At 39.5% G+C, this 13,845-nt stretch carries 13 protein-coding genes; 2 read left to right on the top strand and 11 right to left on the bottom strand.

Annotation, left to right across the window (positions count from 1 at the left end):
* Positions 1-495: 495 nt before the first annotated feature.
* From AC1DPQ_RS03900 to sucD, 7 genes are all read right to left on the bottom strand, one after another.
* Positions 496-816, bottom strand: coding sequence for a cysteine-rich CWC family protein (locus AC1DPQ_RS03900; protein WP_477580180.1), 321 nt, complete (start codon positions 814-816; stop codon positions 496-498).
* Between the two features lie 62 nt (positions 817-878).
* On the bottom strand, positions 879-1,310 hold the full coding sequence (locus tag AC1DPQ_RS03895) for a hypothetical protein (RefSeq protein WP_477580182.1): 432 nt from the start codon (positions 1,308-1,310) through the stop codon (positions 879-881).
* 178 nt (positions 1,311-1,488) lie between these two features.
* Complete coding sequence (locus AC1DPQ_RS03890; RefSeq protein ID WP_477580184.1) at positions 1,489-3,873, bottom strand: ribonucleoside-diphosphate reductase subunit alpha; 2,385 nt, start codon at positions 3,871-3,873, stop codon at positions 1,489-1,491.
* Between the two features lie 143 nt (positions 3,874-4,016).
* On the bottom strand, positions 4,017-4,988 hold the full coding sequence (locus tag AC1DPQ_RS03885) for a ribonucleoside-diphosphate reductase small subunit (protein WP_477580186.1): 972 nt from the start codon (positions 4,986-4,988) through the stop codon (positions 4,017-4,019).
* A 455-nt stretch (positions 4,989-5,443) separates the two neighbouring features.
* On the bottom strand, positions 5,444-5,824 hold the full coding sequence (locus AC1DPQ_RS03880; protein ID WP_477580188.1) for a septal ring lytic transglycosylase RlpA family protein: 381 nt from the start codon (positions 5,822-5,824) through the stop codon (positions 5,444-5,446).
* A 144-nt stretch (positions 5,825-5,968) separates the two neighbouring features.
* Positions 5,969-6,472 carry a methionine-R-sulfoxide reductase gene (locus AC1DPQ_RS03875; protein WP_215131388.1) on the bottom strand — a complete coding sequence of 168 codons (504 nt, stop codon included), beginning with the start codon at positions 6,470-6,472 and terminating at the stop codon, positions 5,969-5,971.
* Positions 6,473-6,858: 386 nt separating this feature from the next.
* Positions 6,859-7,731: a succinate--CoA ligase subunit alpha gene (sucD, locus tag AC1DPQ_RS03870; RefSeq protein WP_029279034.1), complete on the bottom strand. Its 873-nt coding sequence runs from the start codon at positions 7,729-7,731 to the stop codon at positions 6,859-6,861.
* A gap of 562 nt (positions 7,732-8,293) precedes the next feature.
* Here sucD and AC1DPQ_RS03865 point away from each other — a divergent pair.
* Positions 8,294-8,722: a cupin domain-containing protein gene (locus AC1DPQ_RS03865; RefSeq protein WP_477580191.1), complete on the top strand. Its 429-nt coding sequence runs from the start codon at positions 8,294-8,296 to the stop codon at positions 8,720-8,722.
* Between the two features lie 130 nt (positions 8,723-8,852).
* Positions 8,853-9,542: a VIT1/CCC1 transporter family protein gene (locus tag AC1DPQ_RS03860; protein WP_477608025.1), complete on the top strand. Its 690-nt coding sequence runs from the start codon at positions 8,853-8,855 to the stop codon at positions 9,540-9,542.
* A 202-nt stretch (positions 9,543-9,744) separates the two neighbouring features.
* On the opposite strand, the gene rlmF is transcribed toward AC1DPQ_RS03860, so the two are convergent.
* The 4 genes from rlmF to AC1DPQ_RS03840 form a co-directional block, all read right to left on the bottom strand.
* Positions 9,745-10,761 carry a 23S rRNA (adenine(1618)-N(6))-methyltransferase RlmF gene (gene rlmF, locus AC1DPQ_RS03855; RefSeq protein WP_477608023.1) on the bottom strand — a complete coding sequence of 339 codons (1,017 nt, stop codon included), beginning with the start codon at positions 10,759-10,761 and terminating at the stop codon, positions 9,745-9,747.
* Positions 10,762-11,008: 247 nt separating this feature from the next.
* Positions 11,009-12,295 carry a C4-dicarboxylate transporter DctA gene (gene dctA, locus AC1DPQ_RS03850; RefSeq protein ID WP_477608021.1) on the bottom strand — a complete coding sequence of 429 codons (1,287 nt, stop codon included), beginning with the start codon at positions 12,293-12,295 and terminating at the stop codon, positions 11,009-11,011.
* 65 nt (positions 12,296-12,360) lie between these two features.
* Complete coding sequence (locus AC1DPQ_RS03845; RefSeq protein ID WP_477585098.1) at positions 12,361-13,386, bottom strand: isoaspartyl peptidase/L-asparaginase family protein; 1,026 nt, start codon at positions 13,384-13,386, stop codon at positions 12,361-12,363.
* A 57-nt stretch (positions 13,387-13,443) separates the two neighbouring features.
* On the bottom strand, positions 13,444-13,845 hold a 402-nt coding region (locus AC1DPQ_RS03840), incomplete at its 5' end, for an ATP-binding cassette domain-containing protein (protein ID WP_477608020.1).

Below are 13,845 nucleotides of genomic sequence, written 5' to 3'. Positions count from 1 at the left end.
CTATACAATTGACCAAATTGGAGTACAGTACTTCACCAGAATTAGAAACCTGAGTTCGATTATTAAATCTCACTTTGTGACATTTGAATCAAGTTTTCAGTTAAGGCGGTCGTCACCCTGAATTTATTTCAGGGTCTTTCACGCTAAAAAGATGCTGAAATAAATTCAGCAGGACGATAAAGCTGGATTAGGCGTGTATAAGATATGATTTTCACCTAATAATTATCGAACTCAGGTTAGAACCAAATAGAGATGAACAGAAATAAAGAATTTTCAGAAAAGCACAATACCCGGATTAACTAAACCCGATTGTACGAATGCCGATTCCTTCAATCGGCAGAAGGGAAAGCGGGACAGGAACCAAACCAAAAGAACAGGAACCTGCTTTTCAAATGATTTTTCTTAATATTATGATGACCTGTGCTTTACAAACGGTTAACAGATTCGGTCTGCGAGCCACAGACCATGGAAGCTGGCAACAAAAATCACAAAATTTTATACGCCTATTTCTACACGATATTCTTGCTGTAACTCAAATAAACATTTGGCGCAGAGGCAGCCATCGTACAATTCGGAGATATATTGCACTTCATTAATGCTTAACTGCACTACACTGCACTGGCATTTGGTATAAGAATTTGCCTTGCATTCAATGGCACCATTACATCGCTCGCAAGGAATGATTTCGTGTTTGGCGCTATGTTTTAAGGTATTGTTCATTTGTTCAATGGTCATTAGTTCACTGGTGTATGGTGCTTTAGAAACTAATGAACCAATGGCTAATGAACTACTGAACCAACACAAAAGTATAAACAAAAAATAAGGTTTTGAGCGTTTGCCCAAAACCTTACACTAACATTGCTTAAAACTTGGAATCCCTACTGCAATAACATTACAGTATAATAATAGCCAGTCTGAGAAGAAACTACATTAACATATTTTATTTGTTGAGGCGAAACTTCTGTAAGGATATACTTCACTCCTTTAATCGTAATTTCTGCTTTAGCGATACTATAAGAGCTTGTATCTATTTTACTTTCTGTAGCATCGCACTTTTCAGTACCATTATCAATTTTTATTACACCATCAACACTAAAAGAGTAAACATCATCCTTTTCACAATCTATGGGTAAGATATATATATTAAGTAGTGGATTCGAACCAGGGCTTTTATCCACTGTGGCTCTTTTCCAAGTTCGCTTAGTGAGATAATCTAAAGGGCCCTTCTCTTCTGTTTCATCTTTTTTACAATTCGAGAAAAGCAGAATGGCAGAAATCAAAATCAATGTTACAAATCGTTTCTTATTCATATGGATAATAATAGAAAAATTTTGGCTAAAAATTACAGCCATTAACAATGTGCACCATATCGTAAAAAAGGTTTTGAGCGTTTGCCCAAAACCTTACGATATTATTAGATTCGTCATCCTGAACTTGTTTCAGGATCTGCTTGATAGATGCTGAAACAAATTCAGCATGACGAGTTTACTAGCCTGAGCAGCTGATACAGCCTTCTTCCATTGAACAAACTGGTCCGTCAACGATTTCTTCTGCAACCTGATCTTGTGTCATTTCAGCTGGAATAACCGCTTCAATGGCTTTACCACCTTGGTTCTCTACTGTAAATTTAACGGCTTGAGAAGCTGCTTGTGTACGCAAGTAATACATACCGGTTTTTAAACCTTTCTCCCATGCGTAGAAGTGCATTGAAGTTAATTTTGAAGTATTTGGTGCATTGATAAACAAGTTTAACGATTGCGATTGGCAGATATAAGCACCACGATCGGCAGCCATATCGATGATGTTACGCATTTTAATCTCCCAAACCGTTTTGTACAATTCTTTAATGTAATCTGGAATCGAATCAATTGCCTGAACAGAACCGTTAGCCAATATGATCTGGTTTTTCATATCGTTGTTCCATAAACCTAACGCTACTAAATCTTTCAATAAATGTTTGTTTACCACTACAAACTCTCCACTTAATACACGGCGGGTGTAAATGTTAGAAGTATATGGTTCGAAACATTCGTTGTTACCTAAAATTTGAGAAGTAGATGCTGTTGGCATTGGTGCAACCAATAATGAGTTGTACACACCATCTTTAACTACTTTTTTGCGCAATGCATTCCAGTCCCAACGGCCACTATCTGGTGTAACATTCCATAAATCGAACTGGAATTTACCTTTTGATAATGGAGAACCTTTAAATGTTTGGTAAGGACCATTTTTCACAGCCAAATCGTGCGAAGCGGTCATCGAAGCGAAATAGATCGTCTCGAAAATATCTTTATTTAAACGTTTAGCCTCATCACTTTCGAAAGGTAAACGCAATAAGATAAAGGCATCAGCCAAACCTTGTACACCTAAACCAACGGGACGATGGCGCATGTTTGAGTTTTCGGCTTCTGGTACTGGATAATAGTTATGATCGATGATTTTGTTCAGGTTTAAAGTAGCCTGATAAGTTACATCGTATAATTTTTGGTGATCGAAAGCACCGTTGATTACGAAACGAGGCAATGCCAACGATGCTAAGTTACAAACCGCAACTTCATCTTTAGAGGTGTACTCGATAATTTCGGTACACAAGTTAGAGCTCTTAATGGTACCTAAATTCTGTTGGTTAGATTTGCTGTTCGCTGCATCTTTAAACAACATGTAAGGCGTACCGGTTTCAATTTGCGAATCTAAGATAGCAAACCAAAGTTCTTGTGCTTTAATGGTTTTACGGCCACGACCTTCTACTTCATATTTAGCGTATAATTCTTCGAATTCCTTACCGAAACAATCTGCCAAACCTGGTGCTTCGTGCGGGCAGAATAATGTCCAATCGCCATTATCTTTAACACGTTGCATAAACAAATCGTTAATCCAAAGGGCATAAAACAAATCGCGCGCACGCATTTCTTCTTTACCGTGGTTTTTACGAAGATCTAAGAATTCGAAAACATCTGCATGCCAAGGTTCTAAATAAATAGCAAAGGCACCTTTACGTTTACCTCCACCCTGATCTACGTAACGTGCAGTATCGTTAAATACACGTAACATTGGAATAATACCGTTACTTGTACCGTTTGTACCACCAATATATGATCCTGTTGCACGGATGTTGTGGATACTTAAACCAATGCCACCTGCACTTTGCGAAATTTTAGCTGTTTGTTTTAAAGTATCGTAAATACCTTCGATGCTATCATCCTGCATGGTTAACAAGAAACATGACGACATTTGAGGTTTTGGTGTAGCTGCGTTAAACAAAGTTGGTGTAGCATGTGTAAACCAACGCTCGCTCATTAAGTTATAGGTTTTGATTGCGCTATCGATATCTTCTTTGTGGATACCAACAGAAACACGCATAAACAAATGTTGAGGGCGCTCTACAATCTGACCGTTAACTTTTAAAAGGTAAGATTTTTCCAACGTTTTAAAACCGAAATAATCGAAACCGAAATCGCGGTCGTAAATGATAGAACTATCTAAAATATCTTTGTTTTTTTCTATAATCTCATAAACATCATCAGCGATAAGCGGAGCCGCTTTCTGCGCTTTCGGGTCGAAATATTCGTACAACATTTTCATCGTACCCGAGAATGATTTAGTGGTGTTTTTATGTAGGTTGGAAACCGCAATACGCGATGCCAACAAAGCGTAATCAGGGTGTTTTGTTGTTAACGAGGCAGCAGTTTCTGCAGCAAGGTTATCCAACTCAGATGTTGTTACACCATCGTATAAACCTTCGATAACCTTTTTGGCTACATCGATTGGATCTACCAGATCTGAATTTAAACTATAGCACAACTTTTGAATGCGGGCTGTGATTTTGTCAAATTGCACCGCTTCTTTGCGGCCATCTCTTTTTAGTACGAACATATTTTATGAGATTTAAGTTTTATTATTAAGTCGTGAGTATCAAGTATCAAGACCTAATCATCACTTTGTATTTTTTGTTATTTATTTATTAGTATCGAGTAGCAGGTAACAAGTAGCGAGATTAAAACCTTTTGCCTTCTACTTTAAAAGTCTTCATCTAAAGAAAACGCCTGTTTATTATTATCAGCAGAGGTTAATACACCACTTTTCTGATAATCGCCAACACGTTTCTCGAAGAAGTTGGTTTTACCCTGCAATGAAATCATTTCCATAAAATCGAATGGATTGGTTGCATTGTAGATTTTTTTGTAACCCAGCTCCTGTAACCACCTGTCGGCTACAAATTCGATATACTGACTCATTAATTTTGCATTCATACCAATTAGCGCAACTGGTAATGCATCAGTAATAAATTCCTTTTCAATTTCTACAGCATCACGAATAATGCCATGAACCGCTTCTTCGCTCAATTTATTGCTCAACATGCTGTAAAGTAAACAAGCAAATTCGCAATGTGAACCCTCGTCTCTCGAGATCAGCTCGTTACTGAAAGTTAGTCCCGGCATTAAACCACGTTTCTTTAACCAGAAAATAGAACAGAAACTTCCGCTGAAGAAAATACCTTCAACCGCAGCAAATGCCACTAAACGCTCGGCAAAAGTTCCGTTTTCAATCCAGCGTAAAGCCCATTCTGCTTTTCTTTTCACCGCAGGTACGGTATCAATGGCATGGAACAAACGGTCTTTTTCTTCTGGATCCTTAATATAAGTATCGATTAACAGGGCGTAGGTTTCTGCATGGATATTTTCCATCATAATCTGGAAACCATAAAAACAACGTGCTTCTGGCAATTGAACCTCACTCATGAAGTTTACCGCAAGATTTTCGTTCACAATACCATCACTAGCAGAAAAGAAAGCAAGGATGTGCGAAATGAAATGTCTTTCGCCATCGTTTAAATTGTCCCAGTGTTTCTGGTCGTCAGAAAGATCAATCTCTTCTGCAGTCCAAAAACTAGCTTCGGTCTTTTTATACATTTCCCAGATTGCCGGATACTTAATCGGCAAAAGCACAAATCTATCTTTGTTTTCTTGTAGTAATAATTCCTGTTCCATACGCTGATGTTTTTAATTCTATTTTTTTAACAGAGCCGACAAAGGCACGCATCCATCAATTTTATATGATGATTGTAATGTCTTTTATCAAAACGCTGTTGTGAAAGTGCTAACCCTATTGCCTGACAAACAACTGAGTTTTTAGTTAGGGAAAATTTAAAATTGCAATCAGGTGATGTACGTATAAATTACTAAAAACTAAGCTTTTATATTTGTTTTCAAGCGCAAGAAGTTAAAGAACTTTGTTATAACAAATATATATACGGTGGCCCTTTTTTGTGAACCAAAGTTGTTAACACCCTGCTCAATTGCTGGGGAAAAACGATCAGTCGAATATCATTTTCAAGCGAAAAAAAAGCTAATCGTTTCTTTTCAAGGGCTTAGCAAACCAAAACGAGTGTTAATAACTTAAATTTGAGGGGTATAATCGGCACTAAATAGAGCTAAAAGGAGTATTACTCAACTGTATAACTGAGGCTTACTTTAGCTATGCCTTTACGGAAGATACCGATCTGTTTTGCAGCACGTTCAGACAGATCTATAGCTAATCTTTTAGAGAAAGGACCACGGTCATTTACCTTCACAACTACCGATTTTCCGTTGTCTGGATTGGTTACTGTAACCAGGGTGCCGAATGGCAATGTACGATGGGCAGCTGTTAGCTTTTTTGCCCGGTATTTGGCGCCACTGGTGGTGCGGCGGCCTTCGAATTTTCTGTGATAATAAGTGGCGAGAACTGTTTTTTTGATACTATCCGGTTCATTTGATGAATCGGAATCTTGTGCTTTACCTTGTAAAAACAGGAAACAAAAACTTAATAACAGCAGATACTTCATAGGCTAAATTTTCTTTATCGAGCCTGCAAATATAAGCATTTAGTTTATAATCAATAATTTGTGGAAAAACAGCCTTATTTTATGCATTAAAAAAGGCGTACAACTTATCGCTGTACGCCCCTACCTAACCCTTCTACATCCACCTTATTTTTGATCTGGCACGAAATTCATTGAGATCGAATTTACGCAATGACGGGTGTCTTTATTGGTAAATCCTTCGCCCAAAAATACGTGACCTAAATGTGCGCCACAATTGGCGCAAACAATTTCTGTGCGCGAGCCATCAGCATCAGGAATACGCTTTACAGCGCCTTTAATTTCGTCATCGAAAGCAGGCCAGCCGCAGTGTGCATCGAACTTACTTTCCGAACGGTATAAGGCCGCATTACAACGCTTACAGGTATAAGTTCCTTTATCTGTTGTATGTTCATATTTACCTGTACCAGGGTATTCTGTACCTTTATTTACAATTACTCTTTCTTCTTCGGGTGTTAATGGATTCCAGTTCATTTTCTTTTTTGGTATGATTTGTTCTGTTTCCTTCGATTGTTTTACGGCTTTCTTATCTTGCTTTTGGGCACAAGCAGAAATACCTGTTATTAAAACAACAGCAGAAACCAAAAATAGTTTATTTAACATCGTTTTCATACTTCAATATACGCTATAGATTCTGTTTTGGTTTGCAGGTTTAGCGGTTTGTATTAGTGTTTACCTCACCCTGACAAAGTTGGTGGGTTATTTCCCTTTTCTGCACAGAGGATGTATCATAAATATAGATTGTCATCCTGAGCTGAAATCGTCTTTATGATGCAACCCCAAACAAGGGGTAGTGGTTTTAACCTTAAGCATTAAGATTCCCGCCTGCGCGGGAATAACGCCATAAGAAGAAAGATGGCCGTAACACCCCAACTTTGTGTTCTTTGCGACTTAGTGGTTAAACATAAATTGCATCCTTTGCGGTTAAAAATAGTGCCTAACACAAAAAGCGCCTCGAAATTAATCGAAACGCTTTTCTATAAAGAGATTTTTAAATTTTATTTTGCTAATTCTTCTGCCATTGCAGCACCGATTTCAGCAGGACTTTCTACTACACGGATACCACACTCGCGCATGATTTTCATTTTAGCAGCTGCAGTATCATCAGCACCACCCACAATAGCACCAGCGTGGCCCATTCTACGTCCCGGAGGCGCAGTTTGACCAGCGATGAAACCAACAACAGGTTTAGTACCGTGTTCTTTGATCCAGCGGGCAGCTTCTGCTTCCATTCCACCACCAATTTCACCAATCATGATGATACCGTGAGTTTCAGGATCGTTCATTAATAATTTAACTGCTTCTACAGTAGGTGTTCCAATAATTGGGTCACCACCGATACCGATAGCCGTTGTAATACCTAAACCAGCTTTAACAACCTGATCTACCGCTTCGTAAGTTAAAGTTCCTGATTTAGAAACCACACCTACATGACCTTTTTTGAAGATAAAACCTGGCATGATACCGATTTTAGCTTCATCAGCAGTAATTACACCCGGGCAGTTAGGGCCGATAAGCGTAACATCGCGATCAGCAATATATTCTTTAACCTGAATCATATCCTTAGTTGGGATACCTTCAGTAATACAAACAATAACTTTAATACCGCCTTCGGCAGCTTCCATAATTGCATCAGCAGCAAAAGCTGGTGGCACGAAAATGATAGATACATTTGCACCCGTTTTATCAACGGCATCTTTAACAGTATTAAAAACAGGCTTATCTAAATGCAATTGCCCACCTTTGCCAGGCGTTACACCACCAACTACGTTTGTACCATAGGCCAGCATCTGCTCAGCGTGGTAAGTTCCTTCGTTTCCGGTAAAACCCTGAACGATAACCTTAGAATCTTTATTTACTAAAACGCTCATGTATCAATATTTTTTTTGTGCAAAGCTAATATTATTGAACTGGAATTCAAATCTAAAACCATATTATTTAGTCCGTTTTTTCAGGAAAATGTAAGGAAATGGTTTATGGCACCTGTAGCCCGTCATAGACTTTATTCAGAAGTAAAGTTGAGACTGCCTTTATGGGGTTTAGGCATGAAAGGTAAAAGTTTTTTGGCGCTACATCAGGAGCAAGCCTTTCGATTATAAACCTGACAATAGCGAACACCGAACGTAGAGAGGTAAAGCGGATGGCAGGACTTAAAAGGCCAAGAACTACTGCACATTCGTTTTCAAAGCAAAAACATTAAGGCTTAGGATTAGAAAATGAGCGGTCCAGTTCTTTTGGAGGGCTACACTCCCGCTCTTCGTTCTTTCCCGACGTAAAGTCGGGACCACTGCGATCGGGTTTAGTAACAAAGTGCTGGTGCTTGTGGCAACATCCAGGCAAAACGCYTAAATTTACCTTTTGAGCGGAAAGACTAAAGACCAAAGCGGAAAGTCTAAAAACCCAGACAAAACTTAAGCCAATTATAAAACGTATATGATCAAGAAGCTAATCCCAATCGTAACCATTTTTGTTTCAACCTTTATTTCAGTTAAGGCCAGCGCACAAAGTACCGATACCAGCAAATACATCCTCCAAAACGATATTGAAGTAGCCAAAGAGGAACCTGGTACGCATAACGGCGGGGGTAAAACCATCGGCTTTAACTTTTTTAGTGATGCCAAAAATCTTAAAACAGCATTCCGAAAAAGAACTTTAAAACCGGGTTCCTCTATCGGATACCATTTGCAAAAAGAAGATGAGATTTATTACGTACTCAGCGGAAACGGAACCATGCAGATGAATGGAAAAACTTTTGCGGTTAAACCTGGTGATGCCATTTTAACCCGCCCAGGTAGCTCGCATGGTATTGCCCCAAATGCCGGTAATGATTTGACTATTATGATTGTTTACGAGAAGAAATGATGATATTCGAACCTAAGCCACTTCCCTCCCCCTTCGGAAGGGATAAGGGAAGGATAGCGCTATTTTTCATCCCCCTGCCCCCTTCAAAGGGGGACCTTGAACATTACAACTAGAGAACAGATAACCAAAAATGGAACTGGAAAAACATTATACCAATAGAACGGGCTGGCTAAGGGCTGCTGTACTTGGTACCAACGACGGCATTATTTCTACAGCCAGTTTGGTTATTGGTATTGCCGCAGCGAGCGATACCAGAAGTCCGATTGTATTAGCGGCACTGGCCGGTTTGGTTGCAKGGGCATTATCTATGGCAGCAGGAGAATATGTTTCAGTAAGTTCTCAGTCCGATATTGAAAAAGCAGATCTTGCACGCGAGAAAATAGAACTCGAAACCATGCCCGAATTGGAGCTGAAAGAGCTCGCTAAGATATATGTTATACAAGGGCTTGATGAAGATCTGGCCATGCAGGTAGCCATAAAATTAACCGAGAAAGATGCCTTAGGCACACATGCCAGAGATGAACTGGGTATTAACGAAATTACACAGCCCAAGCCGCTTCAAGCTGCTTTTGCATCTGGCGCCTCCTTTATCAGCGGCGGTATTTTACCTTTTTTAGTTGCTTTTCTTGCCCCAATAAAATCGATGGTGTTTTATCAATATGGTTTTGCTATTGTATTCTTAGCTTTATCGGGCGCAATTGCAGCGAAGGCAGGGGGATCTAGTATGATTAAAGGGATATTACGGATTTGTTTCTGGGGCACGGTTGCCATGGTAGTAACTGCTCTGGCTGGGTATATTTTCGAGGCAAAGACCAGTTAATTAAACCACATAAGGATTCATAATCCACTTATGCAAAAAAGCCGTTCTGATATAAAATCAGGACGGCTTTGCTTTACTTAATCTCTTGTAATTCGTCATTCTGAATTTATTTCAGAATCTTTTAAAAGCTATTCTAATCAAAATAGACCCTGAAATAAATTCAGGGTGACGAACAGACAAAGTATACTATATAAAATTTATCCTAAAGACTTTTAGCTTCAGCTTTAGGACTATCTGCTTTAGGTTTTGGTTCAGTTTTCCAGGCTTTTACCCATTCGGCCTGTGCAGCTTCGTCATGGAAGGTCCATGCTACGAAACGGCTTATTTTTTGCCCCTGGCTCATTTGAACGGTGGTTACCTCAAAAGCATTTGCTTTAACCAATGCACTATAGATACTTTTTAAGTTGGCACTTTTTGATACCAATGAGGTAAACCATAAAACCTGATTTTTGATCTGCTCACTCTGGATAATCATCTGTTCTACAAAAGCACGCTCACCACCCGGGCACCAAAGCTCGGCCTTGTTACCGCCAAAGTTTAATACGTGTTTTACTTCCTTTTCATTTCCGCCCAGGTTACGCCATTTCTGACGGGTACCTTGCTCGGCTTCTTTTAAAGAAKCATGAAACGGTGGGTTACAAACCACGGCATCGAAACGCTCTTTGCCACCAACAATACCTCTAAAAATACCCATTTTTGAAGATTGCTGACGGATTTCTACTGCCCCTTGTAGGGGTTTATTCGCTTCGATAATGCGCTTAGCCGAATCGACCGAAAGTGGATCGATCTCAGAACCTACGAAACTCCAGCCATATTCCTGGTGACCAATGATGGGGTAAATACAGTTTGCACCTACACCAATATCCAATACATTAATATTAGCTCCTTTAGGGTTTTTACCTTTATTGCTTGACCCTAATAGATCGGCAACATAGTGAATATAATCGGCCCGGCCCGGAATAGGCGGACAAAGAAAATCCTGAGGAATGTCCCACTGTGAAATGTTATAAAAATATTTCAACAATGCCCTATTAAGTGCTTTAACGGCGCTTTGATCTGCAAAATCGATAGAATCATCATTGTGTTCGTTTTTAAAAACGAAACGCTTTAATTCTTTTGAGGTTGCAATAAGTTGTTTGAAATTGTAACGCGAACGGTGTTTGTTGCGTGGGTGTAACTCGCTTTTTTCCTTGCGGTTATTTTGTTCTTCTTGAGCCAATGTGCTGTGGATTAATTAAACAAGCTGTGTGCATGTTTCTAGCACAAAGGTACATAAAAAGGTTGAAGGTGTGAAGGCTGAGGGTAGAAGGGGTTTCGGAGCGTTCGTCATGCTGAATTTATTTTACAAGTAGAGACAGTATTTTCAACTGCCTTGTAGCTACTCCGTGGTCAGCATCTTTCCTGCTATTAAGACCCTGATCCCGATGAATCGGGACAGGGTGATGCTTCGAGAGGATAGCTCTAAACTACACCTCCTCTGCTTTTTCTATCATTGCAGGCTGAATAGCTTTCTGATACTTTGCTTCATCAAACTGGTTTTCACTTTTAGCAATTACGATGGTGGCCACGCCGTTTCCGATTACATTGGTTATAGCCCTTGCTTCGCTCATAAAACGGTCTACACCAATTAATATGGAGATATGTTCTATCGGCATAATTTTCAAAGCGGTTAAGGTTGATACCAAAACGATAAAACCACTCCCTGTTACCCCAGCTGCACCTTTAGAAGTAACCATGAGCACACCTAAAACTGTAATCTGCTGACCTAAGGATAAATCGACATGAAAAACCTGACAAAGAAATATAACGGCCATGGCCAGGTAAATTGCAGTTCCATCAAGATTAAAAGAATAGCCGGTAGGGATAACCAAACCAACAACCGATTTATCGCACCCAATAGCTTCCATTTTCTGCATCATGCTTGGCAGTGCCGATTCGGAAGAAGAAGTACCCAGTACAATTAAAATTTCCTGTCGGATATACTTCAGGTAGGCCCACAAGCTAAAATTATAGTAGCGGCAAATTCCGTTTAAAACAATAAAAATGAACAGGATGCAGGTTAAATAAACTGAGCCCATCAGTTTGGCCATGCCCACTAAACTTTCCAAACCATGGGTACCGATGCTAAAAGCCATCCCGCCGAAAGCACCAATTGGCGCTAAACGCATTATCACCTTCATAATTTTGAAGAGCACTTTCGATATTTTATCGAAGGCATTTAATACGCTTGTTCCCTCTCCACCTAATTTATTTAAACCATAACCAAAAAGAATGGCAAACAGCAAAATCTGTAAAATGTTTCCCTCAGCAAAAGCGGCAATCACATTATGCGGGATAATATGCAGAAAAAACTCTGCCCAGTTCATATCTTTAGCTTGCTCGGCATAACCAACAATTTTTGTAGCATCGCTAGCCTTAGTTATCATTCCGGCACCTGGCTTTAAAACATTGGCTACCACTAAACCAATTGCAATAGCTACCGTACTTACAATTTCGAAATATAACAATGCTTTACCACCTACCCTGCCTACTTTTTTCATATCGCCCATGTGTGCGATTCCTAAAACAATAGTAAAGAATATAATTGGTGCAATTAACATGCTAATCAGGTTGATAAAACCCTGACTGATCAATTTAGCTGTAGGTGCAAAACCGGGGAAGAAAATCCCAACATTAATTCCTATTATGATGGCAAGGATAACCTGAAAGGTTAAATTGGAGAATACTTTTTTTACAAATTCTATAAATGTCATCTTTATTTTTTTAGGTGTTTTGGTTTGCTATTGAATAATGAACAGACCGTAAGCTTAAAATAATTTTATTTATAAATACTGACCTCAATTTTCCCGTCGGCAGTAATTGCACCTCTATACATTCCCTCGGTATTAAAGGGCATAGTCATATTTCCTTTTTTATCTAAAGCAATTAAACCACCGTTGCCACCCATTTTACCTACTTTATCTAACGCAATTTTCGATGCCTCTGCAACAGATAAGCCCTTATATTCCATTAAATCGGAAATGGTTTTTGCCACCACATTACGGATATAAAACTCGCCCCAACCAGTACAGGAAATACCTGCTGTTTCATTATTGCAGTAGGTACCTGCCCCTATAATTGGTGCATCGCCCACACGTCCGTATTTTTTGTTCGTCATACCACCGGTTGAAGTTCCCGCTGCCAGGTTTCCAGCCTTATCTAAAGCTACACAACCCACCGTACCAAATTTGTAATCGTGGTTTTTAATTCCAAATAATTCCGATTTTTTAGTTCCATGATCTAAAACCGCTTTGGTAGAATCTTCTTTAATGGCCTGTTGTAAGCCATCCCAACGTTCCTTAGTCCAGAAATATTTAGGATCAACGATTTCCAATCCAGCTTCTTTTGCAAACTGATCGGCACCTGCGCCAACCATCATTACATGCTCCGATTTTTCCATCACGGCTCTGGCAGCAGAAATTGGATTTTTTATGGTAGTTACCCCCGCAACGGATCCCGCCATTAAGGTTTTTCCATCCATTATTGCGGCGTCGAGCTCATTTCTGCCATCATGTGTAAAAACAGCACCTTTGCCAGCATTAAAATGTGGATCGTTTTCTAAAACGTGAATGGTTGCTTCAACAGCATCGAGGCTCGATTTACCTGCTTTAATTTCTGCATAACCTGCATTTAATGCTTGTGTTAAGGCAGCGATATAGGCAGCCTCTTTTTCGGGACTCATGTTCTTTTTGAGAATGGTGCCGGCACCACCGTGAATCACCATTACATATTTTTTCTGTTGTGCAGAAACCTGCAAGGCTAAAGCCGAAAACAAGAACAAGGCAAGTAATTTTAACCGTTTCATCTTCCTATTGGGTTTAAGAAGCCGTTAAATTAAGAAAATCCTTGAGAATAAATGCGTTTAAACTTTAGCTATCCCTTTGGATGAGAACTGCAGATCGTAAAGCTTTTTATAGTAGCCATTTAATCTTAACAGCTGCTGATGTGTGCCTTTTTCTTTAATCTCACCCTTATCGAGCACAATAATCTGATCGGCCTTTTGAATGGTGGATAAACGGTGGGCAATTACAATCGAAGTTCTACCGTCCATTAAGTTATCAATGGCTTTCTGGATCAATAATTCTGTTTCGGTGTCAACTGATGAAGTGGCCTCATCTAAAACCAAAATAGCCGGATTATGCACGAGGGCACGGATAAACGAAATCAACTGGGCCTGACCAGCTGAGAGTGTAGCACCTCTTTCCATCACATTATATTGATAGCCACCCGGTAAACGTTCGATAAAATCGTGCGCACCAACTTT

Source organism: Pedobacter sp. 01T416_2 (assembly GCF_056398925.1).
The sequence above is the reverse complement of the archived record's forward strand: the minus strand, read 5'-3'. Positions and strand labels throughout refer to the sequence as shown.